At 72.5% G+C, this 24,884-nt stretch carries 22 protein-coding genes; 14 read left to right on the top strand and 8 right to left on the bottom strand.

Annotated features, from left to right (window positions below):
* Positions 1-151: 151 nt before the first annotated feature.
* Positions 152-820: a leucine efflux protein LeuE gene (leuE, locus tag AB0L33_RS06690; RefSeq protein ID WP_365678339.1), complete on the top strand. Its 669-nt coding sequence runs from the start codon at positions 152-154 to the stop codon at positions 818-820.
* 19 nt (positions 821-839) lie between these two features.
* On the opposite strand, the gene AB0L33_RS06685 is transcribed toward leuE, so the two are convergent.
* Genes AB0L33_RS06685 through AB0L33_RS06670 form a run of 4 tightly spaced genes read right to left on the bottom strand, consistent with a single transcriptional unit; the run spans position 840 to position 6,672 of the window.
* On the bottom strand, positions 840-1,766 hold the full coding sequence (locus AB0L33_RS06685) for a class I SAM-dependent methyltransferase (protein ID WP_365678337.1): 927 nt from the start codon (positions 1,764-1,766) through the stop codon (positions 840-842).
* Positions 1,751-4,321, bottom strand: a complete 2,571-nt coding sequence (locus tag AB0L33_RS06680) for a YfhO family protein (protein WP_365678335.1) — start codon at positions 4,319-4,321, stop codon at positions 1,751-1,753. The genes AB0L33_RS06685 and AB0L33_RS06680 overlap by 16 nt, the downstream gene beginning before the upstream one ends.
* Before the next feature lie 3 nt (positions 4,322-4,324).
* On the bottom strand, positions 4,325-5,695 hold the full coding sequence (locus AB0L33_RS06675) for a polysialyltransferase family glycosyltransferase (protein ID WP_365678333.1): 1,371 nt from the start codon (positions 5,693-5,695) through the stop codon (positions 4,325-4,327).
* On the bottom strand, positions 5,695-6,672 hold the full coding sequence (locus AB0L33_RS06670) for a glycosyltransferase family 2 protein (RefSeq protein WP_365678331.1): 978 nt from the start codon (positions 6,670-6,672) through the stop codon (positions 5,695-5,697). Before AB0L33_RS06670 ends, AB0L33_RS06675 begins: the two co-directional genes overlap by 1 nt.
* 209 nt (positions 6,673-6,881) lie before the next feature.
* On the opposite strand from AB0L33_RS06670, the gene AB0L33_RS06665 reads away from it, so the two are divergent.
* The 13 genes from AB0L33_RS06665 to AB0L33_RS06605 all read left to right on the top strand — a co-directional run bounded on the left by AB0L33_RS06665 (position 6,882) and on the right by AB0L33_RS06605 (position 21,234).
* The gene (locus AB0L33_RS06665) at positions 6,882-8,231 is read left to right on the top strand and encodes a DUF6716 putative glycosyltransferase (RefSeq protein WP_365678329.1); all 1,350 of its coding nucleotides are present in this window, start codon (positions 6,882-6,884) and stop codon (positions 8,229-8,231) included.
* Between the two features lie 29 nt (positions 8,232-8,260).
* Positions 8,261-9,505 (top strand): acylneuraminate cytidylyltransferase, encoded by a 1,245-nt coding sequence (locus AB0L33_RS06660; protein ID WP_365678327.1) that lies wholly within the window; start codon positions 8,261-8,263, stop codon positions 9,503-9,505.
* A gap of 11 nt (positions 9,506-9,516) precedes the next feature.
* Entirely contained in the window at positions 9,517-10,452 is a 936-nt protein-coding gene (locus tag AB0L33_RS06655) for an N-acetylneuraminate synthase family protein (RefSeq protein ID WP_365678325.1), read from the top strand.
* A gap of 11 nt (positions 10,453-10,463) precedes the next feature.
* Positions 10,464-11,522: a hypothetical protein gene (locus AB0L33_RS06650; protein ID WP_365678323.1), complete on the top strand. Its 1,059-nt coding sequence runs from the start codon at positions 10,464-10,466 to the stop codon at positions 11,520-11,522.
* 193 nt (positions 11,523-11,715) lie between these two features.
* Entirely contained in the window at positions 11,716-12,945 is a 1,230-nt protein-coding gene (locus AB0L33_RS06645; RefSeq protein ID WP_365678675.1) for an amidohydrolase, read from the top strand.
* 149 nt (positions 12,946-13,094) lie between these two features.
* Positions 13,095-14,135, top strand: coding sequence for a BMP family ABC transporter substrate-binding protein (locus AB0L33_RS06640; RefSeq protein ID WP_143623497.1), 1,041 nt, complete (start codon positions 13,095-13,097; stop codon positions 14,133-14,135).
* A gap of 253 nt (positions 14,136-14,388) precedes the next feature.
* Entirely contained in the window at positions 14,389-15,978 is a 1,590-nt protein-coding gene (locus tag AB0L33_RS06635) for an ABC transporter ATP-binding protein (RefSeq protein ID WP_365678320.1), read from the top strand.
* Positions 15,975-17,090 carry an ABC transporter permease gene (locus tag AB0L33_RS06630; RefSeq protein ID WP_365678318.1) on the top strand — a complete coding sequence of 372 codons (1,116 nt, stop codon included), beginning with the start codon at positions 15,975-15,977 and terminating at the stop codon, positions 17,088-17,090. The genes AB0L33_RS06635 and AB0L33_RS06630 overlap by 4 nt, the downstream gene beginning before the upstream one ends.
* On the top strand, positions 17,087-18,376 hold the full coding sequence (locus AB0L33_RS06625; RefSeq protein WP_365678316.1) for an ABC transporter permease: 1,290 nt from the start codon (positions 17,087-17,089) through the stop codon (positions 18,374-18,376). The genes AB0L33_RS06630 and AB0L33_RS06625 overlap by 4 nt, the downstream gene beginning before the upstream one ends.
* Positions 18,373-18,777, top strand: a complete 405-nt coding sequence (locus AB0L33_RS06620; RefSeq protein ID WP_073964308.1) for a cytidine deaminase — start codon at positions 18,373-18,375, stop codon at positions 18,775-18,777. The genes AB0L33_RS06625 and AB0L33_RS06620 overlap by 4 nt, the downstream gene beginning before the upstream one ends.
* Before the next feature lie 120 nt (positions 18,778-18,897).
* Positions 18,898-20,175: a thymidine phosphorylase gene (locus tag AB0L33_RS06615; protein WP_365678314.1), complete on the top strand. Its 1,278-nt coding sequence runs from the start codon at positions 18,898-18,900 to the stop codon at positions 20,173-20,175.
* Between the two features lie 100 nt (positions 20,176-20,275).
* Positions 20,276-20,872, top strand: coding sequence for a Uma2 family endonuclease (locus tag AB0L33_RS06610; protein ID WP_365678312.1), 597 nt, complete (start codon positions 20,276-20,278; stop codon positions 20,870-20,872).
* 53 nt (positions 20,873-20,925) lie between these two features.
* Entirely contained in the window at positions 20,926-21,234 is a 309-nt protein-coding gene (locus tag AB0L33_RS06605) for an STAS domain-containing protein (RefSeq protein WP_365678310.1), read from the top strand.
* Positions 21,235-21,339: 105 nt separating this feature from the next.
* Here AB0L33_RS06605 and AB0L33_RS06600 read toward each other — a convergent pair whose 3' ends face one another.
* From AB0L33_RS06600 to AB0L33_RS06585, 4 genes are all read right to left on the bottom strand, one after another.
* Positions 21,340-21,627: a hypothetical protein gene (locus AB0L33_RS06600; RefSeq protein WP_365678308.1), complete on the bottom strand. Its 288-nt coding sequence runs from the start codon at positions 21,625-21,627 to the stop codon at positions 21,340-21,342.
* Positions 21,624-22,640 carry a sigma-70 family RNA polymerase sigma factor gene (locus AB0L33_RS06595; protein WP_365678306.1) on the bottom strand — a complete coding sequence of 339 codons (1,017 nt, stop codon included), beginning with the start codon at positions 22,638-22,640 and terminating at the stop codon, positions 21,624-21,626. Before AB0L33_RS06595 ends, AB0L33_RS06600 begins: the two co-directional genes overlap by 4 nt.
* A 98-nt stretch (positions 22,641-22,738) precedes the next feature.
* Positions 22,739-23,455, bottom strand: a complete 717-nt coding sequence (locus AB0L33_RS06590) for a L,D-transpeptidase (RefSeq protein ID WP_365678304.1) — start codon at positions 23,453-23,455, stop codon at positions 22,739-22,741.
* Positions 23,456-23,558: 103 nt separating this feature from the next.
* A complete protein-coding gene (locus AB0L33_RS06585; protein WP_365678302.1) occupies positions 23,559-24,857 on the bottom strand; it encodes an MFS transporter in 1,299 nt (432 codons plus the stop codon).
* Positions 24,858-24,884: the final 27 nt, after the last annotated feature.

Here is a 24,884-nt window from a genome sequence, read left to right as displayed (position 1 = left end):
TCTCATGGGACGGGTTCCCACGTCGGCCGGTTGCCGAATCCTGCACCGCTCCCGCCGTCGCGCGACTGTGACGGAGAACGCACCCTTCCGCGCCCTTCACCCCGGAATTCCCGCTTCCGCGCCGTCGCGGCCGCGTGCGAGACTCCGTCCCATGCTGGGTGTCACCGACCTTCCGACCTATCTCGCCGGCCTCGTGCTGATCGTTCTGCTGCCGGGACCGAATTCGTTGTACGTGCTGTCCGTCGCCGCGCGGCGCGGGGTGCGGACCGGGTACGTGGCGGCGGCCGGGGTGTGGACCGGGGACACCGTGCTGATGACGCTGTCCGCGCTGGGTGCCTCGTCGCTGTTGCAGACGACGCCCGTGCTGTTCGCCATCGTCAAGTACGCGGGCGCGGGCTATCTGACCTGGATGGCGATCGGCATGCTGCGGGCCGCCCTGTCGATGTGGCGCGAGCGGCACCGGCGGGTCGCCGAGATCACGGACGAGGAGCGGGCCGAGGCGCAGGCTCCGGGGGCGATGGAACGGCCGTACCGGCGGGCGCTGGTGGTCAGCCTCTTCAACCCGAAGGCGATCCTCTTCCTGATCTCCTTCTTCGTGCAGTTCGTGGACCCCGGATACGCCTACCCGGCCCTGTCGTTCCTGGTCCTGGGCACCCTGCTCCAGCTCGCCAGCTTCCTGTACCTGTCGGCGCTGATCTTCGGCGGCACCCGGCTGTCCGCGGCCTTCCGCAGGCGCCGCCGGCTCTCGGCCGGGGCCACCTCGGCGGCCGGGGTGCTGTTCCTCGGCTTCGCCGCGAAGCTGTCGCTCAGCAGCGTCTGACGGGCGCCGCCGTACGCCCTCACTCCGCCCGCAGGTACGCCGACGTCGACACGCGGCCCAGCAGCCGGAGCCGCGAACCGCCGTCCGCCAGATGCTTGTCCAGGGCCTCCTGGACGCCCGGCCACGCCGCGTCGCCGTAGTCGTCCAGCACCACGACACCGCCGGGGGCCACGATCTCCTCGACCCACTCCAGGTCGGCGGCCACCCCCGCCATGGAGTGGTCGCCGTCCACCACGATCACCCCGTACTCCCGGTCGCCCGCCTCCGCCCGCACCTCCGGGGCGCTGGAGAAGCCCTGGACGATCCGGGGGTGGTGCGTCGTGCCGCCCCCGGTCAGCGCCAGGTTGGCCCGCACCACGTCCTCGCGGACCGGGGTGCCGGTGGGGTCGGCGGGCTGCGAGGTGCCCGGCTGGAGCTGCGAACCGGCCAGCGGGTCGACGATCGTCAGCTCCGGCTCGACCCCCGCCCGGTGCGTCATCCGGGTCAGCGCGGCGGCGAACAGCCCGTACAGCGTGCCGATCTCCAGGATGCGCCCGTTCGGCGGGGCCAGCAGCGGCACGGTCGCCAGCTTGCCGCACACATTGGACGTCGAGCCCGCGAGACGGCCCACCCCCAGCGCCTCCAGCGCGACCACCGTGCGGTAGGCGGACACCACGCTCCGGCGCGCCGCCGCCCCGTTCCCGGCCAGCGCCCCCACCTCGCGGACCAGCCGGTCCACCTCATGGGCCGGGGGCATCCGGTGCGCGCCGCGCCCCGTTCCGTCGAGCAGCAGCTCCACGGCGTACCGGCCGCGCCGCTCCTCCTCGTACGCCCGCCGCAGGGTGGCGAGTTCGCCGCGCAACGGTCCGGCGGCGCGCTCCACGCGCTGCTGGATGCGGCGGTCGACCAGGGCGGCGGCGGGGCGCAGGGCACGCCGGGTCAGGCGGTTGTTCAGAAGGGAGACCATGGCTGGGAACGTACGCGCGAGCGCCGGGCCGCCCCACCACGCGGAGATGAAGTCTCGGTGTCGTCGCGGGTTCCCGGTGCCGCCCCGCGCCGCCGCCCGGCCACCCCCACCGCCACCAGCCCCAGCAGCGCCACGCCCCCGGCGAGGCCCCCCGCCCTCAGCCCCGGCGGCCGGTACGCGCAGTCTAGGACCGGCCGGTCGCCGCTCACCGGGGCCGCGACCAGCCCCAGATACGAGCCGGCCGGGCGACCCCCGCAGCTCCACCCGGCGATCCGGGGCGCGGCGAGCACCGCCAGGCCCCGCGTGCCCGGAGGGAGTTCGGCGCGTACGCCGCTCCCGGTCACCGTCACCCGCGTCGCCCCCGTCCGCTTCAGCCCGGCCACCGCGTCGGCCAGCCGGTCCCGGTCCAGGCAGCCCACGGCCCCGTGCGGGACGGTCCCCGGCCGGGCCACCCGCAGCGACACGTCGAGCACCCCGCCCCCGTCGCCCAGCTTCCGCAGCTCGGCCCGCCGCCCCGGCAACTCGCCCCGGAAGTCCGCCTCTTCGGATGAGCCGAGCCGTGCGCGGCCGAAGAGGTCCGGCGCCCACAGATAGACCTCGCTGCCCGCCGGGCAGACCGCGCGGAGGGTGTACGTGCCGGGCCGCACCGCGTAGTCGTACGCTCCCGCGTCGGCCGCACCGCTCCCGTCCGCCGCGCGGAGGGTGGTCGAGGGCACCGTGTAGACGGACGCGCCGAGCAGCTTCTCCTGGTTGCGGAACGGTGAACGCCCGTATCGCACGGGCTTGTCGGCGGCCCGGACCGTCACCAGCGGCGGCACCTCGGCCCGTGTCACCGTGACCGGGCGGGCGTCCGGCCGGTTCCAGCCCTGGTGCGGGTCGCGCGGCATGTGCACCCGGGCGCCCACGGAGAACACCGCGTCCGTGACCGGGCCGTCCAGGTCGTGCAGGGCGCGGCCGTTGGAGGTCCACCCGGCGCCCAGGGCGAGGAAGGTGCGGGTCAGCACGTCCGGGGTGTGGCTGCTGTAGTACGCCCCGCCCTGGCCGCCGGTCAGCAGGGGATCGTTCGCCGTGCTCTGCTCCAGCCCGGGGTCGGTCCGGTAGCGCGGCCAGCCGTCCGCCCCGGCGACCGCCGCCGCCTGGAGGCTCTGGCGCTCGCCCCAGGGCGCGTAGTCGTCCAGCCGCCCCAGCCGCTGCCGGTCGGCGTACGCGGTCGTCGCGGCGGCCTGCCCGGCCTGCGCCCCGACGAGGAGGAGCGCCGCGAGCACGGCGTACCGGCCGCGCCGGGCCAGCACCAGGGCGCCCGCCACGGCCACCAGGCCCGCCGCGAACAGCGGGAACGTCCAGGCGGTGACCAGGGCGCTGGAAGCGGCCCCGGCGGCGATCAGCACGAGCACCCCGGCGCCCCCGAGCAGCGCCCGCCCGTCCGGCCAGCCGGAGGCGACCGACATCCAGGCGGCGACCACCAGGAGCCCGGACAGCACGAACGTCTGGCGGTACGGGCTGCCGTTGGGCGTCGCGAAGGCATGCCACAGCAGATGTGTCGGCCCCCACTGCAACGACAGCGCGACCCCCGCCACGAGCCCCGCCCACACCAGGCGTTCGGTGCGCGGGACGGCCCGGTGGAAGGCCAGGGCGCCCGCGAGCAGCAGGGCGCCGGTGCCCAGGAAGAGCGCCGGGCTGAAGAAGCCGTACGTCGCGGGCAGCAACCGGGCCGCGACGTCGTCCCAGGCGGCCGGGGCGAATGCGCGCGTCCAGCCCGGGTAGGCGTGCCGCGTCCCGAGGTACACCGGCACCAGGACGGGCGCGGCGAGCCCGACGCCGAGCAGGACCGTCCGTGCCGCCCGGCCCAGCCCCCGTACCCGCTCCCGGCGCGTCCCGTCCTCCAGGACCAGCCGCACCACCAGCACCAGCGCCGCGCCGAGCGTCGCCATGTACGCGGTGTAGAAGTTCGACACCCAGGCCAGCGTCACCAGCAGCGCGCCCAGGACCGGCCGACGGCCCGTGCGGGCCCACTCGGCGGCCAGGCACAGCAGCGGGAACGCGATCAGCCCGTCCAGCCACATCGGGTTGTACACGGCCTCGATCACCGACCACCCGCACAGCGCGTACGAGCCCCCGAGCACCACGGCCGCCCACTCCTTGCCCCGTCCCCGCCGCAACGCCGTCAGCAGCCAGGTCATCGAGGCCGCCGCCGCCCCGGTCTTCACCAGCGTGACCGCGTACACCGCAAGGTCGATGCGGTCCCGGGGGAAGACCCCGACGAGCAGGGCGAACGGGCTGCTGAGATACGTACCGAAGTCGGGCAGGAAGCCCGTGCCGAAGCCGGACTGCCAGTTGAGGAGCAGTCCGCCGTCGGCGCGGCCGTGCAGCAGGTCCCAGAGGCGGGCGTGGAAGGGGACGAACTGGTTGCCCAGGTCGTTGACGCTGCGGGTGTGCGGGCCGAAGGGATAGCTGCGGGCCACCGCGTCCCCGGCGCAGACGGTCAGGGCGGCGAGCACGGCGGCCAGCGCGGCGGCCCGGCCGCGCGGTGACCGGATTATCGGGAGTTTCCTCATGGGTCAGCCGGCCGCTGCCCGCTTCAGCGTCCGGGCCCGGCGCGCGATGCGGCGGACCGTCGCGTTGCGCGGGATGAACGTGAGCTGCGCCGGAATCGCCCCGGGCAGCCCGAGCGCGGTCAGCCGCCGCCGCTTGAAGTACCGCCGCACGCTGTCCCGGTGGGCGCTCAGATAGCGCTCGGCGGCGGGGCGCAGGGGGGCCTGGAGCTGCGGCTGCATCGCGTAGCCGACCGCGCCGACCAGCCCGGCGGCCCCGCGCGCGATGGCCTCGGGCGAGGGCATCGACCAGCCGGTCACCGCCGCCGGGTCGTCCAGGTCGGGGAGCAGCGCGTCCACGATGGTCAGGGGGATGCGGTTGCTGTTCTGGTACGGGCTGAGCTGTTGCAGCAGCGGGGCCGTGCCCAGGCGGGCGACCGGCAGTCCGTAGAACGAGGCGGCGGTCAGCAGCGCGGTGGAGAAGCAGCCGATGACGAGGGCGGGGCGCATCGACTCGAACAGCGTCTCGGCCAGGACCGGGGTGTCCGCCACGGTGAGCGTGGCGCCGAGCCGTGCCGCCGCCTCCTCCAGGGCGCGCGTCCAGTGCGCGGGCGCGCTGGGGTGCGGTTTGAAGACGATACGGGTGTGGCCGAGGGCGACCGCGCCGCGCACCATCCCCGCGTGCAGCTCCTCCTCCTGGCGGGGCGTCAGGATGCCCAGTGTGGACAGGTACTGGCCCAGCAGGAGCGCGGGGCCCGGTCCTTCGCCGGACACGGCCGGGACGGCGACCGGATCGGCCAGCTCGCCCAGCACCTTGAGGAACGCGTCCGTCGGGACGACCTCCGGCTCCACCCCGAACTCCGTGAGCAGCAAGGGCTTCAGCCCCGGCACCAGGTCCAGGTGGAGCAGTCGGCGGATGCGGGTGCCGACCAGCTGGTCGAGGCGGCTGCGGGTCGGCCCGTAGCTCATCAGCCCGTCCGCGTACACGTGCAGCGGGCTGTCCCCGAAGACCGTCGCCAGCGCCTGCGCAGGGTTGGCCTGGATGGACTCGCAGGCCAGCTCGACCGGTCCGTCGCCGAGGTCCCAGGCCGCGCGCACGGCCCGCTCCCACAGCGGGGCGTCCTGCTCCCGGGGCGCCCAGCCGGCCGGGTGGAACGGGCTGATGAAGTCGTTCCAGGACCGCACCGCGTCGAACTCGGCGGCCAGCGCCTCGAATCCGGGCCGGTGGTGGAGCGGGGTGCCGAGCTCCGGGGCGGGCGAGGTGTCGCTCACGACCAGGACGCGCCGGTGCTCGGAGCGCGGCCCGAACATGCCCGAGCGCAGGGCGGCGACGAGCGTGGCGGCGGCGTACTGCGTGCACGCCGAGAAGATCTGAGTGGTGGACCGGCTGCCGGGCATCAGGCCGCGACCTCCCGCGACACGGACCGGCGGCGCACCCGGCGCAGCCGGTCCGCACGGCGCTCACCCAGCGAATTCAGCGTTTCCGCGAGAATGTCCTGGGGCATGCGCCGCAGCGAAGCCGCACTCATCGAGCGCAATTTCCTGGCCACTGCTGGTTCGAACCTTTCGATGGATTCCAAATGGTGCGCCATGACCGCGCAGTACGTACGCACGGCCTTCGGCATCAGCCGGTCCGCATCCGGATCCAGGGCCGTTTCCTCCAGCACCTGGTCGAACGCGCGAATGAAGTCCAGCTGGCGCACATCGCCGATCTGGGTGAGCGAGGAGGCGACCCCGCGCCGGTAGAAGATCCCGGGCAGCCCGACCGCCGCGAAGGACTCCGCCTCCCGGTGCAGCCGCCAGATCCACGGCCGGTCCTCCGCCGTACGCAGCCCGTCCCGGAACCGCAGCAGCCCCGAATCCGCGAGCCGGCGGTGATAGGCCCCGGCCCAGGCGTACGCGTAGTCCACCGGCGTCGACCGGTCGGCCGGAAGGATCACCTCGCGCGGGCTGACCACGGTGTTCCGCGGCCCGAACGGGACGCGGTGGACCGTGCGCACCCGGTCCGTGAACTGCACATGGTCCGTACGGACGAAATCGCAGCCCAGGGCCGTGATCGCGGCGAGCAGCCGCTCGTAGTGCCCGGGCGCCGCCCAGTCGTCGCCGTCCAGGAACGTGAGGTATTCGCCGCGCGCCGCGTCGATCCCCGTGTTGCGCGCGGTGGCCAGCCCCCCGTTCCGCTCGTGCGGGACCAGCACGGCACCCGGGAGCTCGCGCTCCGCGCGCCGGAGGATGTCCAGGGTCCCGTCGGACGAGCAGTCGTCGACGAGGATGAATTCGACACCGTCGCGGGCATTGGCCCGCAGACTTCTCAGGGTGTCGGGGGCGTAGGCCCGAACGTTGTAGAACGGCACGATGACGGAGAGCTTGACCACGCGGACCACGCTAGGCGCCGGTCCGGCATTTACCTTGGACCCGACGGGTACACCAGGTGAACGAAGAATGTCGGGACAATGAACCGGCCCGGATTCCCGTCCCCGGAAGCACTTTCCATCAGCTGATTCTCCGGGTGTCGGCGGGCTGTTAACCCGCTGTTGCCGTCACGTTGGGCCGCGAATCCGAATGCCTTCCTAAATTCGGAGACGTGCCACGACGTACCGAAAAGACGACCGCCCTCAGGGCAGCCGTGATCGCCGACTCCGACACCCGGTGGAAATGGGGCGCGCTCACCGCGCACCGCCTCACCGCACCCGTGTCCGGGGCACCCGCCCAGCGGGTCGAGATCAGCGGCCTGCTGCTGCGCGGCCGGGCGACCCCGACCCCCCGCCAGCTCGCCGAGGTCGGCGACGTGGGGATCCCCGCCGACCGGGTGCGCGAGGTCACCGCCGTCGAATTCCTGCACGCCGTACGGGACGAGGGATACGACGTCGTCGTCCTCGCCCTCGTCGGCGGCGCCGTCCAGGCCATGCTGCACGGCATCGCGGCGCTCCGGCTGCCCACCAGGCCCGTCCTCGTCACCGGCTACGTCGGCGTCGTCTACGAGAAGCTCACCGACGGGCTCCTGCTGCGCCACGGCGCCGACGTCGTCCTCGCCAACTCCCGCCACGACGCGGAGCGTTTCCGCGCGGTGTACGAGGGAGTGGGCGCCGACTCCTCGGCCGTCACCGAGGCCGCCCTCCCGTTCCTCGGCGGCGACCCGTACCGCCCCGAACCGGGCCGCGACACCCTGGTGTTCGCCGCCCAGCCCTCCGTACCGGAGAACCGCGCCGACCGGACGTACCTGCTGCGGCGCCTCGTCGAGCACGCCCGGCTGCACCCCCGCCGCGAGGTGCTGCTGAAGCTGCGCTCCAAGCCCGGCGAGCACACCACGCACATCGAGGAACACCCCTACCAGCGGCTCGCCGAGCGGCTGCCCGGCGGCCTGCCGCCCAACTTCCGCCTGGTGTACGGGCACATGGGCGAGGTCCTGGACCGCACCGACCTCCTCGTCACCGTCTCCTCCACGGCCGCCCTGGAGGCCCTGCACCGCCGCATCCCCACCGCCGTCCTCACCGACCTCGGGGTGCGCGAAGCCCTCGGCAACCATCACTTCACCGGCTCCGGACTGCTCACCTCCTTCGACCACCTGGACGGCGGCGGGCACCCGGAACCCGACCCGGACTGGCTGGCCGGCCAGGGCGTCGCCGCCGACGGCAGCTACCCCGCGGCGTACGACACCGCCCGGGCCCGGGTCACCGCACTGCTGACCCGGGGCCGGCTGCCGGACCCGGCGCCCTACTACACGCCCGCCACCGCCCCCGGCTACCTCCCCGACATCCTCGCCCGCCACCACCTGGCCCCCGACGGCCACCCGCTGCCCGGCGCCGCCGCACCCCGCGAGGCCGGCCGGGTCCGGACCGCGGTGCGCGAGGCGGTCCGGGACGCGGCCCGGGGCGCGTACCGGCACGGCGTCCAGCGCGTCGCCCCGGTCGTCCGGCGGATGGGGGAGCTGTGACCACCGACAAGCCACCTACTGGAGCACCGATGAACCGACCCACCGTGCTCGCCGTCATCCCCGCGCGCGGCGGCTCCAAGGGCGTACCCGCCAAGAACCTCGCCCGGGTCGGCGGCGTCCCGCTCGTCGCCCGCGCCGTCAACGCCTGCCTGGCCTCCGGCGAGGTCACCGACGTCGTGGTGACGACCGACGCGCCCGCCGTCGCCGAGGCCGCCCGCGCGGCGGCCGAAGCCCTCGGCGAGAGCGCCCGGCTGCACTGCGTACAGCGCCCCGAGGAGATCGCCGGCGACACCGCGACCAGCGAGGCCGCCGTGCTGCACGCCCTCGACGCCTACGAGGCGCTGCGCGGACGCACCGCCGACGTCGTCCTCCTCGTCCAGTGCACCAGCCCCTTCGTCACCCGCGAGGACGTCGACGGGGTGGCCGCCGCCGTCGCCCACGAGGGCGCCGACACCGCCGTCACCGTCGCCCCCTTCCACGGCTTCCTGTGGCGCGACGGCACCGCGGTCGAGGACCACAACTACGGCGTCAACCACGACAAGCGGGTCCGCCCGCGCCGCCAGGACCGCCCCGAGGACCTGCTGGAGACGGGCGCCGCCTACGCGATGGACGCCGCCGGCTTCCGCACCCACCGCCACCGCTTCTTCGGCCACACCGCGCTGGTCCGCACCGACCCCGCGCGCGTCCTGGAGATCGACGACCCGCACGACCTGGCCCGCGCCCGCGCCCTGGCCCCGCTCCTCGACCCGGCCCCGCTGCCCACCCTGGCCGACATCGACGCTGTGGTCCTCGACTTCGACGGCACCCAGACCGACGACCGGGTCCTGGTGGACTCGGACGGCCGCGAGACCGTCGCCGTGCACCGGGGCGACGGGCTCGGCATCGCCGCCCTCCGCAAGGCGGGCGTACCGCTGCTGATCCTGTCCACCGAGCAGAACCCCGTCGTCGCCGCCCGCGCCCACAAGCTGCGCGTGCCCGTCCTGCACGGCGTCGACCGCAAGGACCTCGCGCTCAAGCAGTGGTGCGACGAGCAGTCCCTCGCGCCCGAACGCGTCATGTACGTCGGCAACGACGTCAACGACCTCCCCTGCTTCGCGCTCGCCGGCTGGCCCGTGGCCGTCGCGAGCGCCCACGACTCGGTGCGCGCGGCGGCGCGCGCCGTGACGACCACCCCGGGCGGCTCCGGTGCCATCCGCGAGATCGCGGCCTGGCTCCTGGGCCCCACCCTCACCCCAGCTCCCACCTCAGTCCCCACCTCAGTCCCCACCGAGTAAGGAACACCCTCATGAGCACCTCCCGCCTGCGCACCCTCGGCAACCGCACCGCCGGACCCGGCAACCCCGTCTACGTCACCGGCGAGATCGGCATCAACCACAACGGCGACCTCGACAACGCCCTCGCGCTCATCGACGTGGCCGCCGAGGCCGGCTGCGACGCCGTCAAGTTCCAGAAGCGCACCCCGGAGATCTGCACCCCCCGCGACCAGTGGGACATCGAGCGCGACACCCCCTGGGGCCGCATGACGTACATCGACTACCGCCACCGCGTCGAGTTCGGCGAGGACGAGTACCGGGCCATCTCCGAGCACTGCGCCGAGCGCGGCATCGACTGGTTCGCCTCCCCGTGGGACACCGAGGCCGTCGCCTTCCTGGAGAAGTTCGACGTCCCCGCCCACAAGGTGGCCTCCGCCTCGCTCACCGACGACGAGCTGCTGCGCACCCTGCGCGCCACCGGCCGCACGGTGATCCTCTCCACCGGCATGTCGACGCCGCGCCAGATCCGGCACGCCGTCGAGGTGCTGGGCTCCGACAACATCCTGCTCTGCCACGCCACCTCCACGTACCCGGCGAAGGCCGAGGAGCTGAACCTGCGCGTCATCCACACCCTCCAGCAGGAGTACCCCAACGTCCCGATCGGCTACAGCGGCCACGAGACGGGCCTCCAGACCACCCTCGCCGCCGTCGCACTCGGCGCCGCGTTCGTGGAGCGCCACATCACCCTGGACCGCGCGATGTGGGGCTCCGACCAGGCCGCTTCCGTCGAGCCGCAGGGCCTGTCCCGCCTGGTCCGCGACATCCGCACCATCGAGGCGTCGCTCGGCGACGGCGTCAAGAAGGTGTACGAGTCCGAGCTCGGCCCGATGAAGAAGCTCCGCCGGGTCCCGGGCGTCGTGGCGGAGAGCGACGCGGCGGCCCCGGCCGCCGAGCCGGTCGCGGTCTGACGGGCCGGCCGGTGAACCTCGCCTTCGTCGAGAGCCCGGTCCAGCTCCTGAACGTCCTGGAGTGGGCCGTCACCGAGGGGGGCGGCGGGCGCGTCCTCACGGACGTCACCGTCGTCGTCCTCCCCCCGGTCGACCCGATGTCGCGCGGCCAGCTGCGCCGGATGGCGGAGCTGGCCCGCGACGAGGGCATGACCGTGCGCTGGCAGGAGGCGCGCGGCGACTCGGGCACCCCCCTGAAGTCGCTGCGCGCCCTCACCCGGCTCGTCCGCAACGCCGACCACATCGTCATCGGCGACCCGTTCTCGCGCTACGTGCAGCTGCTGCTCACCCTGGTCCGCCCCCGCCGCCTCACCGTGGTGGACGACGGCACCGCCACCATGGAGTTCGTCGCCCAGCTCACCCGGGGCGAGCGCCTGGTGCGCTGGCACCGGCGCGGCGGCCTCGGCCCGCGCGAGCTGGCCCTCGCCCCGGTGACGTCCACCGCGCGGCGCCGCTTCACGCCGTCGGCGGCGCGCGAGGTCGAGCTGTTCACCGCCATGCCCGTCATCCCGCCGCCGGGCGTCACCCTCATCCCGAACACCTTCTCCTGGACCCGGTCCCGCTTCGGGCCGCCGTCGCTCACCAGGGGCGCGGACCTGGTCGGCACCTCGCTGGTCGAGACCGGCGTGGTGGACCGGTCCCGCTATCTGGAGGCGGTCGCCGCCCTCGCCCGTACGCACGGCGCCACCCGCTACTTCGCGCACCGCCGCGAGTCCACCGAGAAGCTGCACGCCCTGGAGGCGGTCACCGGCCTGGAGATCGTCCGGCCCGACCTCCCCCTGGAGCTCATCGCCCGCCGAGGCCCCATCGGCCGCACGGTCGTGAGCTTCCCCTCCACGGTGGTCCACACCCTGCCCCTCGCGCTGGCCGGCACCGAAGTGAAGGTCGCGGTCTGCGACATCGCCCCGGAATGGCTCCACGAAACGGCCTCCCCCCGCGCCCAGGGCTTCCTGACCGGCGTCACGGAGACCGCCCGCGACGTCCACCGCCTGGCACCCTGGCGGGTCACGGCGGTGACGGGGGAGGCGTGAGGGAGCGCCGGGGCCCGCGCGCGTACACGCGGCCCGACTGCCGCTCCACCCCAGGACGAGCGCCGGAGTGTACCCATCCCGCGCGCGTCCCACACGCCGAGACGCGGCCAAACATTCGCCTGTGTGGCTGAAGTTTTCTTGTTTCATGGTCAGTTGAGGAGGGAACAGGCTTACCCTTCAAAAGGTGAGCCAGTTGATCTGCCCCGAGTCCGAAGCCGGTCCCTCCCAGGGTGCGAACCTGCCCGGCACGCTGCCCGACGCCCTGCGCGCCGAGCTGATCGCCTTCCGCAGGGACCTCCACATGCACCCCGAGCTGGGGAACCAGGAGTTCCGCACCACCGCGGCGATCAAGGCCCGGCTGGAACGGGCCGGGCTCGTGCCGAAGGTGCTCGCCTCCGGCACCGGGCTCATGTGCGACGTCGGGACGCGCGGGGAGGACACCCGGCCGATGCTCGCGCTCCGGGCGGACATCGACGCGCTGCCCATCCCGGACACCAAGAGCGGCGTGCCCTATCGCTCCACCGTGCCCGACCGGGCGCACGCCTGCGGGCACGACGTCCACACCACCACCGTGCTCGGTGCCGGCCTCGTGCTCGCCGAACTGGACCGGCAGGGGCTGCTGCCCAACCCGGTGCGGCTGATCTTCCAGCCGGCCGAGGAGGTGCTGCCCGGCGGGGCGCCCGACACGATCGAGTCCGGGGTCCTCGACGGCGTCGGCCGGATCATCGGCGTCCACTGCGACCCGAAGGTGGACGTCGGCCGGATCGGGCTCCGGGTCGGCGCGATCACCTCCGCCTGCGACCGCCTCGAAGTCACCCTGGACGGCCCCGGCGGCCACACCGCCCGCCCGCACCTGACCACGGACCTGGTCACCGCCGCCGCCAAGGTCGCCACCGAGGTGCCCGCCCTGCTGGCCCGCCGGGCCGACGCGCGGGCCGGGCTCGCCCTGACCTGGGGGCGCCTGGAGACGGGCCACGCCTGCAACGTCATCCCGCAGCACGCGGAGCTCTCCGGCACGGTCCGCTGCCTGGACCTCAAGGCGTGGCGCGAGGCGCCGGACCTGGTGCACGCCGCGATCGACGAGGTGGCCGGCATGCACCGCGCCAAGACGGTGATCAACTACGTCCGGGGCGTCCCGCCCGTCGTCAACGAGGCCGCGGCGACCGACCTCCTGGCCGGTGCGATGGCCGCGCGCCGCGGACCGTATGCGATCGAGGACACCGAGCAGAGCCTCGGCGGCGAGGACTTCTCCTGGTACCTGGAGCACGTCCCGGGGGCCATGGCGCGCCTCGGGGTCCGCACCCCCGGCGACACCCGCGGGCTCGACCTCCACCGGGGCAATTTCGACGCCGACGAGGAAGCGATCACGGTCGGCGTCGAGCTCTTCACCGCCTCCGCGTTGCTCCACGTCAACCATCCGTAACCGGACACGTCGCCCCGGGTTCGGCGTGCGTTCGCGACGATCCGATAACGGCTTCCGTACAGGTCTTTATCTGACATCTACGCGCGTTACGATCGCGGCGAAACCAGCGCCGGAAGAGGCGCTTCGGTCAGGTTTGAAGGAGCCTCCCCTTGCGCCGGGTATCCAAGATCAGCGCCGCGATCGCCGTCACCGCGGCCCTCGCACTCACCGCCACCGCGTGCGGCGAGTCGTCCGACGAGAGCAGCGGCTCGGACGACGGCAAGATGAAGATCGGCATGGCCTACGACGTCGGCGGCCGTGGCGACAACTCGTTCAACGACTCCGCCGCGCGCGGCCTGGACAAGGCCAAGGCCGAGTTCGGCGCCGAGACGAAGGAGCTCACCGCCAAGACCGGTGAGAGCTCGGCCGACCGCGACCAGCGCCTCCAGTCGCTCGCCGAGGGCGGCTACAACCCGGTCATCGCGATCGGCTTCGCGTACAAGGAGGCGGTCGACAAGATCGCGCCCAAGTACCCGAAGATCACCTTCGGCCTGGTCGACTCGGTCTCCGACGTCAAGAACGTCGACAACATCGTCTTCACCGAGGAGCAGGGCTCCTACCTCGCCGGTGTCGCGGCGGCGCTGAAGTCCAAGGACGACAAGGTCGGCTTCATCGGCGGCGTGGACCTCCCGCTGATCAAGAAGTTCGCGGCCGGCTTCCGCCAGGGCGTCCTGGACACCAAGCCGAAGGCCACGGTGCAGATCCAGTACCTGTCCACCGGCTCGGACCTCTCCGGCTTCGGTAGCCCCGACAAGGGCAAGGCCGCCGCCAAGGGCATGCTCGACAAGGGCATCGACGTCATCTTCGCCGCCGCGGGCGGCTCGGGCGCCGGCTCGATCGAGGCCGTCGCCGGCAAGAAGGGCGCCTGGTCCATCGGCGTCGACTCCGACCAGGCCAAGGACCCGGCCCTGGCGAAGTACGCGGACACGATCCTGACCTCGGTCGTCAAGAACGTCGACTCCGGCGTCTTCGACCTGGTCAAGTCCGTCAAGGACGGCAAGCCGATCACCGGTACGCAGACGTACTCGCTGGCCAAGGGCGGCGTCAGCCTGACCCCCACGGGTGACCACCTCAAGGACATCCAGACCCAGCTCGACGAGGCGAAGAAGAAGATCGTCGACGGCACCATCACGGTCAAGACCACGACCTGATCCACCGTCGATCGGGGCCCGGCGAGCGGCTTCGGCCGCCCGTTCCGGGCCCCGATTCACGTACCCCCGGCGGGGTGGAGGCCACCTGTGATCAGGTGGCCAACGATTCGGCGACGCTACGCGCGTAGCGTCGGGACTGGAACCGGCCGGGCGCGATACGTTTTCCACCCCCCGCCTTCCCGTCCTCACCGCCCCCGCCCTCCGCTCCTGCCAAGGAGAGTGCGCCATCAACGCGTCCAGCAGTCCCAACGCCGTGGAGCTCCGCGGTATCACCAAGCGGTTCCCCGGGGTCGTGGCCAACCACGACATCGACATCACCGTGCGCCGCGGCACCGTCCACGCCCTCGTCGGGGAGAACGGCGCCGGCAAGTCCACTCTGATGAAGATCCTTTACGGCATGCAGAAGCCGGACGAGGGCACCATCGCGGTGGACGGCGAACAGGCCGTGTTCGCCAACCCGGGCGACGCCATCGACCGCGGCATCGGCATGGTGCACCAGCACTTCATGCTCGCCGACTACCTCACCGTCCTGGAGAACGTCGTCCTGGGCTCCGAGAAGCTGTACGGCATCGGGGACCGGGCCCGCGCCAAGATCCGGGAGATCTCCGACGCGTACGGTCTCGGCGTCCGCCCGGACGCCATGGTCGAGGACCTCGGGGTCGCCGACCGGCAGCGCGTGGAGATCCTCAAGGTCCTCTACCGGGGCGCCCGCACGCTGATCCTCGACGAGCCGACCGCCGTCCTCGTGCCCCAGGAGGTCGACGCGCTCTTCGACAACCTGCGGGAGCTCAAGGCGGAGGGCCTGACCGTCATCTTCATCTCGCACAAGCTGGGCGAGGTCCTGTCGGTCGCCGACGAGATCACGGTCATCCGGCGCGGCACCACCGTGGGCACCGCCGACCCCCGGAACACCACGACCAAGCAGCTCGCCGAGCTCATGGTCGGCAGCGAACTCCCCTCCCCGGAGACCCGCGAGTCCACGGTCACCGACACGCCCATGCTCACCGTGGACGGCCTGCGGCTCACCGCGACCGACCCGGACGGCGCCGTGCGCGCCGTGCTCGACGGCATCACCTTCACCATCCACAAGGGCGAGGTCCTGGGCATCGCCGGTGTGGAGGGCAACGGCCAGTCCGAACTCGTCGACGCGATCATGGGCATGCGCACCCCGGACGCGGGCACCCTCACGCTGGACGGCGCGGACATCTCCCGCACCCCGACCCGCAAGCGCCGCGAGGGCGGCATGGCCGTCATCCCCGAGGACCGCCACCGGCACGGGCTCCTGCTGGAGGCCCCGCTCTGGGAGAACCGCATCCTCGGCCACGTCACCGAGCGGCCCAACAGCCGGGGCGCCTTCCTCGACATCAAGGCCGCCCGCACCGACACCGAGCGCATCGTGCGCGAGTACGACGTCCGCACCCCCGGGATCGACGTCACCGCGGCCTCCCTCTCCGGCGGCAACCAGCAGAAGCTGATCGTCGGCCGCGAGATGAGCCACGCGCCCAAGCTCCTGATCGCCGCGCACCCCACCCGGGGCGTGGACGTCGGCGCCCAGGCCCAGATCTGGGACCAGATCCGCGAGGCCCGGAGCGAGGGCCTGGCCGTTCTGCTGATCTCCGCCGACCTGGACGAGCTGATCGGGCTCTCCGACACCCTGCGCGTCATGTACCGCGGCCGCCTGGTCGCGGACGCCGACCCCGCGGCCATCACCCCCGAGGAGCTGGGCTCGGCGATGACCGGCGCGGCCAGCGGCCACCTGGAAGCGCCGGAGGAGGGCGAGGCGCCCGCCGCGCCCGCCACGGACGACGACACCGACCCCCGCGAAGGGGGAGAGGACCGATGAAGAAGATCGACAAGGAGCGGCTGCTCCTGGGGATCGCGGCCCCCGTACTCGCGATCGTGGTCGCCTTCCTGGTGACGGCACTCGTGCTCGCCGCCACCGGCAAGGAGCCGTTCAACGCCTTCGGCATCATGTTCGACTACGGCCTGAAGTCGGACAGCCAGGTCTACATCCTCAACAAGGCGACGACGTACTACCTCGCGGGTCTCGCGGTGGCCGTCGGCTTCCGGATGAACCTCTTCAACATCGGCGTCGACGGGCAGTACCGCCTCGCCGCCTTCTTCGCCGCCGCGCTCGGCGGCGCGCTGACCCTGCCGGGCGCCCTCCAGATCCCGCTGATCATCCTCACCGCGATGATCGTCGGCGCCATGTGGGCCGGCATCGCCGGTCTGCTCAAGGTCACCCGGGGCGTCAGCGAGGTCGTCTCCACGATCATGCTGAACTCCATCGCGACCGCGGTCATCGGCTACCTGCTCCAGCAGAACCGCCTCGGCCACCTCGACGAGGCCGGCACCAAGATCTCCACCAAGCCGCTCCCGGAGTCCTCGCACTTCTTCGAGTTCCCGACGACGCCGACCCCCGTCTGGGGCTTCATCGTCGTCGCCGTCGCCGCCGGCATCGCGTACTGGTTCACGCTGTCCCGCACCCGCTTCGGCTTCGACCTGCGCACCGTCGGCCAGTCCGGCTCCGCCGCCGAGGCCAGCGGGGTCAACGTCCGCCGCATGGTCATCACCTCGATGCTCATCTCGGGCGCCGTCGCCGGCCTCATCGGCATGCCGACGCTGCTCAACGACAGCCACGAGTTCAGCGGCGACTTCCCCATCGGCATCGGCTTCACCGGCATCGCCATCGCCCTCCTCGGCCGCAACCACCCCATCGGCATCGCGCTCGGCGCGCTGCTCTGGGGCTTCCTGGAGCGCGGCACCGGAAAGCTGGAGTTCGAGGGGTACGACAAGGAGATCGTCGGCGTGATCCAGGGCGTCATCGTCCTGTGCGTCGTCATCGCGTACGAAGTCGTCCGCCGCTACGGACTCAAGCGCCAGCAGAGCAAGGTCGGCGCGGAACTCGCCGCACAGGCCGCCCGTAACTCCGACCAGCAGGAGGTGTCGGCGTGACCGTCACGGCGACTTCCACCCCGCCCCCGGCGGCCCCCAAGGTCTCCGGCGGCAAGAGCGGGCGTTCCCGCCTGTCCTTCCCCGTCATCCTGCTGATCATCGCGGGCGTCCTGCTCGCGCTGTCCGCCGTGCGCGCCATCACCGGCGCCCAGGACGTCACCTCGGCCGGCCAGATCAGCGCCGCGCTCGCCATGGCCGTGCCGATCGGCCTCGCCGGTCTCGGCGGTCTGTGGTCCGAACGGGCCGGTGTGGTCAACATCGGCCTCGAAGGCATGATGATCCTCGGCACCTTCTTCGGTGCCTGGGCCGGCTGGCAGACCAGCCCCTGGCTCGGCGTCCTCGCCGGTGTCATCGGCGGCATGCTCGGCGGCCTGCTGCACGCGGTCGCGACCATCACCTTCGGCGTCGACCACATCATCTCCGGCATCGCGATCAACATCCTGGCGCTCGGCTTCACCACCTACTTCGCCAAGCTGTGGTTCAACAGCGGCGAGGCGGCGGCCAAGGGCGGCTCCCCGAAGCAGTCCCCGCCGGCCGACGACATCACCTCGGTGACGATCCCCGGCCTCTCCGACGGACTGCGCTCCATCGAGAAGCACCACTGGTTCTTCGTCTCCGACCTGGCCGGCATCCTCGGCGGCCTCGTCACCAACCTCTCGCTGCTGACGATCCTCGCCGTCGTGCTCTTCATCGGGACCTTCTTCGTCCTGTGGAAGACGGCGTTCGGCCTGCGCCTGCGCTCCTGCGGCGAGAACCCGGTCGCCGCCGAATCGCTGGGCGTCAACGTCTACACGTACAAGTACGTCGCGGTGATCGTCTCCGGCGGGCTCGCCGGGCTCGGCGGTGCCTTCCTCTCCTTGGTCACCTCGCACATCTACAACGAGGGCCAGACCGGCGGACGCGGTTACATCGGTCTCGCCGCGATGATCTTCGGCAACTGGCGCCCCGGCGGACTCGCCATGGGCGCGGGCCTGTTCGGCTTCGCCGACGCGCTCCAGCTGCGCAACGGCGGCGAGTCCGTGCACGCGCTGCTCCTGCTGCTGTTCGTGGTGCTCGTCGGCATCGCCGCGTGGAAGCTCTACCGCAAGAGCTGGACGCAGGGCGTCGTCAGCGCCGTCATCGCCGCCGTGGTCCTGGTCTGGTACCTCGGCACGGACAGCGTGCCCACCGAGTTCGTCAGCGCCACGCCGTACATCGTCACGCTGCTCGTCCTCTCGCTCTCGGCGCAGCGGCTGCGGATGCCGAAGGCGGACGGCATGCGCTACCGCAAGGGCCAGGGCAAGTGACGCCCCCGCCCTTCACCGAGGCCGACTGGGAGGCCCTGCGGGCCGCGGCCCGGGACGCCATGTCCCGGGCGTACGCCCCGTACTCCGGCTACCCGGTCGGCGTCGCCGCCCGGGTGGACGACGGCCGTACGATCACCGGCTGCAACGTCGAGAACGCCTCGTACGGGATCGGGCTCTGCGCCGAGTGCGGCCTGGTCTCCCAGCTGCACGCCACGGGCGGCGGCCGGCTGACCCACTTCACCTGCGTCGACGGCGCGGGCGAGAGCCTCGTCCCGTGCGGCCGGTGCCGGCAGCTGCTCTACGAGTTCGGCGGCCCGGAACTGATCCTGGAGACCCCGGACGGCTTCCGCACCCTGGACGAGATGCTGCCCCAGGCGTTCGGCCCCTCGCACCTGGGCTGACCGTTCCCCGCCGGGTGGGCCCGCACAACGGGCCCACCCGGCGCCTCTTTCTCCCTCTATGCGCGTAGAGTCAGCGGGACCCAACGCGTTTGTACGTACCGGCCGGAAGGACGCCAGACCATGGACGCCATCTCCGTCATCCGCACCAAGCGGGACCGAGGCGAGCTGACCCCCGAGCAGATCGACTGGGTCATCGACGCGTACACCCGCGGCGAGGTCGCCGACGAGCAGATGTCCGCGCTGGCCATGGCGATCCTGCTGAACGGCATGAACCGTACGGAGATCGCCCGCTGGACCGCCGCGATGATCGCCTCCGGCGAGCGGATGAACTTCGACAGTCTCTCCCGCCCCACCACGGACAAGCACTCCACCGGCGGCGTCGGCGACAAGATCACCCTGCCGCTCGCCCCGCTGGTCGCCGCCTGCGGCGCGGCCGTCCCCCAGCTCAGCGGCCGGGGCCTCGGCCACACCGGCGGCACCCTCGACAAGCTGGAGTCCATCCCCGGCTGGCGCGCCCGCCTCTCGAACGCGGAGATGCTGGACGTCCTGGACACCACCGGCGCGGTCATCTGCGCGGCGGGCGACGGTCTGGCCCCCGCCGACAAGAAGCTGTACGCGCTGCGCGACGTCACCGGCACCGTCGAGGCGATCCCGCTCATCGCCAGCTCGATCATGTCCAAGAAGATCGCGGAGGGCACGGGCGCCCTGGTCCTGGACGTCAAGGTCGGCTCCGGCGCCTTCATGAAGACCCTGGACGACGCCCGCGAGCTGGCCTCCACCATGGTCGCCCTCGGCACCGACAGCGGCGTCCGCACGGTCGCCCTGCTCACCGACATGTCCACCCCGCTCGGCCTCACCGCCGGGAACGCCCTGGAGGTCCGCGAGTCCGTCGAGGTCCTGGCCGGCGGCGGCCCGAAGGACGTCATCGACCTCACGCTGGCCCTGGCCCGCGAGATGCTGGACGCGGCCGGACTCAAGGACGCCGACCCGGAAAAGGCCCTCCAGGACGGCTCCGCGATGGACGTCTGGCGCCGCATGATCTCCGCGCAGGGCGGCGACCCGGACGCCGCGCTCCCGGTCGCCCGCGAACAGCACGTCATCAAGGCGTCCTCCTCCGGCGTCCTGACCCGCCTGGACGCCTACGACATCGGCGTCGCCGCCTGGCGCCTCGGCGCGGGCCGCGCCCGCAAGGAGGACCCGGTCCAGGCCGGCGCGGGCATCGAGCTCCACGCCAAGCCCGGCGACGAGATCACCGACGGCCAGCCGCTGCTGACGCTGCACACGGACACCCCGGAGAAGTTCGACTACGCCCTGAAGGCGCTCCCGGACGCGTACGACATCGAGCCCGCGGGCACGGCGTTCACGGCGACCCCGGTGGTGCGGGAACGTATTGCCTGACCTGCGGCTTCCTCGTACGGGTGAACGGGACCGGTGGACCGCCCCCGGTCCCGTTCGGCATGCTGGACTCGGTGACGCACCAATACGAGGAGAGACCGCCATGAGCGCACTCACCGTCGAACCCGCGCCGGGCCCGGGACAGGGCCAGGAGTGGGACGACCTCGTCCGGATCTGGGAGGAGACGGACGCGCCGGAGGGCTGCAAGGTGGAGATCATCGAGGGGATCGTCACTGTGTCGCCGCCGCCGTCCAAGGACCACAACACCACTGCCGAGCTGCTCCAGCGCAGGCTCTATTCCGTGATTCCGGAGGACTGGGGGATCTACCAGACCCTCGGGGTCTCGGTCCCCGGCAGGGCCGGGCTCTACATCCCCGACCTCGTGGTCGTCCCGAGAGCCGTGGCGAGCGGACCGGGCAACCGCGTCCCCGCCGAGGAAGCGCTGCTGGTCGTCGAGATCACCTCGCAGCACAACGCCAACCACGACCGCATCGGCAAGGTGCGCGGCTACGCGAAGGCGGGCGTCGCGCTCTTCCTCCTGCTGGACCCCTGGCACTCGGGCCGCCCCACCGCCACGCTGTACGGGGAGCCCGAGGACGGTACGTACCGCCAGCTGGCCACGGTCGAGTACGGCGACAAGCTGACCCTGCCCGACCCGTTCGGGCTGGACCTGGACACGGGCATCTTCCCGGTCAGCTGAGAGGGGCCGCCTCGACGCGGTGAATTCCGGGGCGCCCTCCGGTCTGCCAGGGTATGGAAGCCTCGTCAGCCCCGCCCCCGGCCGCGCTCGTCGTAACCGGCCGCATCACGCGCGACGCCGTCCCCCGCCTCTGCGCCGAGCTGGAACTCCTCCTGGCCAGGTCCCCGGACCCCGCCACGGTGTACTGCGACCTGAGCGGCGTCGTCCACCCGGACCTGACCGCGGTCGAGGCGATCGCCCGCCTCACCCTGACCGCCCGCAGAACAGGCATCCCCGAGCTGCCCCTGCGCGGCACGCCCCCGGAACTACGGGCGCTGCTGGAACTGGTGGGACTGGGGGACTGCCTCACCTACGGACGCTGACGCGCGCGTTCCGAACGGAATTCGGCGGGTTGTCCCAGTGCCTTGACCCAGGCGTTCGCCGTGGTCCCGCCCGTCCGATGAGCGGACGGGCGGAGCAGGCGCCCGTCAGCGCTCCCCCACCGCGTAATCGCAGGTGAACAGCCGGGAACGGCCCTCGCCGGAGCCCGTCCCCTTCGGTGTTGTCCGTAGTGCCGTCGCGCGCGGCGTCGCCCGCATCGCCTGCGCGCAGTCCGACTCCGGCTGGGGACCCGGCTCGGCCGCCGATGAGGGCGGGGTCACCGGGGCCGGCCCCGAAGTCGCCGCCGGCTCGCCGAGCCACTGGGCGGCCGCCCAGCCGGCCCCCGCGAGCACCACCCAGCCCACGGCCAGGCCCCGCACCACGCGCCGCCTCACGCCGCGACCGCCTCCAGCCTGTCCGGGAAGCCGAACAACGGGAACCACCGCGGCGCGTCCAGGAAGCAGTGCAGGCCCGTGATCGTGCCGTTCTTGATGTCGATGACCTGGACCGCCCAGGGGAGGAAGCCCGGGCCCTCCGGGTCGGGCTTGTAGTGGGCGAACGCCGGGGAGCCGTTGGCGGTGGTCGCGAGGAGGCGGGAGCCGGCGCAGCCCGCGCCCAGGGACGTCATGAAGCCGGTGATGTCGTCGTGGCCCCGGAGCCAGAGGTCGAACGGCGGCATCGTCATCACCGCGTCCTCGTGGAGGAGCGCGGTCAGCGCCTGCATGTCGTAGCCCTCGAACGCCGCCACGTACCGTTCCAGCAGGGCGGTCTGCTCCGAGTCCAGGGGGTCCGCCGCGTCGGCCGCCACGGACTCGTGGTCGGTCAGGGTCGCCCGGGCCCGCTGGAGGGCGCTGTTGACCGAGGCGACGGAGGTGCCGAGCAGCTCCGCGACCTCCGCGGCCTTCCAGGCCAGCACCTCGCGCAGGATGAGCACCGCGCGCTGCTTCGGCGGCAGGTGCTGGAGCGCCGCGACGAACGCCAGGCGCACCGACTCGCGCGCCACCGCCGCCTCCGCCGGGTCGTCGGTCGTCGGAATGATCCGGCCGTCCGGCATCGGCTCCAGCCAGGTGTTCTCCGGCAGCGGATTGAGCGCGGCCTGCGCGAGCGGCGTCGGCCCGGTCAGATCGACCGGCCGGGCCCGCCGCTTGCCCGCGTTCAGCATGTCGAGGCAGACGTTGGTGGCGATGCGGTACAGCCAGGACCGCAGCGAGGACCGGCCCTCGAACTTGTCGAAGCTCCGCCAGGCCCGCACCAGCGTCTCCTGGACCGCGTCCTCCGCCTCGAACGCCGAGCCGAGCATCCGGTAGCAGTAACCGGTCAGCTCGACCCGGTGCCCTTCCAGGCGGCTGTCGATGTCGCCCGGCACCCCGGCTTCCGCGCCGGGGCCCGCCGCTGTCACTTCACTCATCGCCGATCCACCCTGTCGTGCCGTGCGACCGCTCGCTCCGTCCAGTACTTCGGAAGCTACAGCGGGGCACTGACAACGGGGCGGGCGAGCGGCAGCCGTCAGGTCCCCGGCTTGCGGCCGTACACGTAGACGTCGTCGCCGTTCTTCAACAAATTCCAGTATGACTTCGCGTCCGAGGTGCGCATGTTGACGCAGCCGTGCGAACCCGGCGGGTTCCACATCTTCACGCCGACCGCGTGGAACGCCTGCCCGCCGTCGAAGAACTGCGAGTACGGCATGGACACGTGGTAGATCGAGGACACGTGGTTCTTGTGGCGCCAGTAGATCTTCTTGGCGCCCGTCCGCGTCTCGTACTTGTCCCGCCCCGTCCGCACCGGCACCGGCCCGAACTTCAGCTTCTTGCCGTCCTGGATCCAGCTGATCTGCCGCGTCAGGTCGACGCAGGCGATGCGCCCCTTGTTGGTCGGGCACTTCCCGGCCTTGTTCGGGTTCTTGCCGGCCGCCTTCTGCGCGGTGAGCGTCTGCATCGTGCGCCAGGTGACCGGCCCCGCGTAACCGATGGTCGGGGTGACCCCGTAAGTGCTCTGGAACGACCGGATCTTCTTGCAGTCGGCCGCCGACTGCCTGCCGTCCACCTTCAGGTGCAGGTACTTCTCCACCTGCTTCTGGTACGGGCCCGTGGACGTCGTGCAGGACGCCGCCTGCGCGGCGGTGCCCGTGCCGAGGACGAACGCCGGTATCGCGGTCAGCCCCGCGACGGACAGGACGAGCCCCCGCCGCGCCCGTACGCCCGTAATGCCCCGTATGTTCCGCATGCTCTTCCTGACTCCCATGTACGCCAACTCCCCTTCGCGCGCACTGCGGTGATTCCGCCTGCTAGATGCGCGAAGGGGAGCGACAGGTTGTGCGCCGAATGTCTCAGTTCTGTACGGGCGCCACCGCGCCGGGCCGCAGCCGTTCGGCGCGGGCGGCCCGCGTCCCGTACAGCGTGATGGACACGACTCCGAGGACCGCGAGCAGTCCCAGCGTCACCGTGCCCGCCCAGCCGCCGGTGTGGAAGGCCACCGCGCCGAGCGTGCCGCCCGCGCTGGAGCCGAGGTAGTACGCCGACTGGTACAGCGCCGACGCCTGGGCGCGGCCCGTCGTCGCCGTACGGCTCACCGAGGACGAGGCGACCGCGTGCCCGGCGAAGAACCCGGCCGTGATCAGCACCAGGCCCAGGAGCACCGCGGCCAGTGCGTCGCCCAGCGAGAGCAGCAATCCGGCGGCCGTGGTCGAGACGGCGAGGTACAGCGCGCCCCGCCGCCCCAGCCGGGCGACCAGCCGTCCGGCTGCGGCGGAGGAGACCGTGCCGACCAGGTACACCAGGAAGATCGAGCCCACGATGCCCTGCGGCAGGTTGAACGGGGCCTCCACGAGCCGGTATCCGATGACCGTGTACACGGCGCCGAACACCGTCATGAACAGCGCGCCGATCGCGTACAGCCGCCGCAGCAGCGGGTTGGCGAGGTGCGAACCGACCGTACGCGCGAGCGCCTTGGGGTTCAGCGTGCCCGGGGTGAAGTGGCGGGCGCGCGGGATCATGAAGTGGAAGACGACCGCGCAGGCCACGGCCAGCAGCCCGACCGCGCCGAGCGCCGCCCGCCAGCCCCACAGCTGGGCGACCCAGCCGGTGAGGATGCGGCCGCTCATCCCGCCGATGCTGTTCCCGGCCACGAACAGCCCGATCGCGGCGACGAGCGCCTTGGGCCGCACCTCCTCCGCCAGGTACGCCATCGCGGACGCGGGCAGTCCGGCGAGCGCGGCGCCCTGGACCGCGCGCAGCGCGATCAGCCAGCCCAGCGAGGGGGCGAACGGGACGAACAGCCCGACCGTCACCGCGATCACCAGCGAGGCGGTCATCATCTGCCGCCGCCCGAACCGCTCGGACAGCGCGCTCAGCGGCAGGACGCACAGCGCCAGCGCCCCGGTCGCGGCGGACACCGTCCAGCTCGCCTGCCCGGCCGTCGCGCCGAAGGACGCGGAGACGGCGGGCAGCAGCGCCTGCGTGGAGTAGAGGAGCGCGAAGGTCGCGACACCGGCAGCGAAGAGGGCGAAGCTCATCCGGCGGTAGCCGAGGCGCCCGGGTTCGAGCCGGTCGGTGGTGTCGGTGACGGGGGACGACGGGGTCGAGGCGGCCACGGTGAGGGTGGACGCCCCGGTACTGGCAGGAGGCATGCAAGGAACGTATGCCGCGGGCGATTC

This window comes from Streptomyces sp. NPDC052299 (genome assembly GCF_040679335.1).
GTDB lineage: Bacteria > Actinomycetota > Actinomycetes > Streptomycetales > Streptomycetaceae > Streptomyces.
This window is presented reverse-complemented; position numbering and strand designations above follow the sequence as displayed.

Coding starts and splice junctions, on each gene's coding strand:
- leuE (WP_365678339.1), top strand. CDS start 152: ATGCTGGGTGTCACCGACCTTCCGACCTATCTCGCCGGCCTCGTGCTG.
- AB0L33_RS06685 (WP_365678337.1), bottom strand. CDS start 1,766: ATGGTCTCCCTTCTGAACAACCGCCTGACCCGGCGTGCCCTGCGCCCC.
- AB0L33_RS06680 (WP_365678335.1), bottom strand. CDS start 4,321: ATGAGGAAACTCCCGATAATCCGGTCACCGCGCGGCCGGGCCGCCGCG.
- AB0L33_RS06675 (WP_365678333.1), bottom strand. CDS start 5,695: ATGCCCGGCAGCCGGTCCACCACTCAGATCTTCTCGGCGTGCACGCAG.
- AB0L33_RS06660 (WP_365678327.1), top strand. CDS start 8,261: ATGAACCGACCCACCGTGCTCGCCGTCATCCCCGCGCGCGGCGGCTCC.
- AB0L33_RS06655 (WP_365678325.1), top strand. CDS start 9,517: ATGAGCACCTCCCGCCTGCGCACCCTCGGCAACCGCACCGCCGGACCC.
- AB0L33_RS06630 (WP_365678318.1), top strand. CDS start 15,975: ATGAAGAAGATCGACAAGGAGCGGCTGCTCCTGGGGATCGCGGCCCCC.
- AB0L33_RS06615 (WP_365678314.1), top strand. CDS start 18,898: ATGGACGCCATCTCCGTCATCCGCACCAAGCGGGACCGAGGCGAGCTG.
- AB0L33_RS06610 (WP_365678312.1), top strand. CDS start 20,276: ATGAGCGCACTCACCGTCGAACCCGCGCCGGGCCCGGGACAGGGCCAG.
- AB0L33_RS06605 (WP_365678310.1), top strand. CDS start 20,926: ATGGAAGCCTCGTCAGCCCCGCCCCCGGCCGCGCTCGTCGTAACCGGC.
- AB0L33_RS06595 (WP_365678306.1), bottom strand. CDS start 22,640: ATGAGTGAAGTGACAGCGGCGGGCCCCGGCGCGGAAGCCGGGGTGCCG.
- AB0L33_RS06590 (WP_365678304.1), bottom strand. CDS start 23,455: ATGCGGAACATACGGGGCATTACGGGCGTACGGGCGCGGCGGGGGCTC.
- AB0L33_RS06585 (WP_365678302.1), bottom strand. CDS start 24,857: ATGCCTCCTGCCAGTACCGGGGCGTCCACCCTCACCGTGGCCGCCTCG.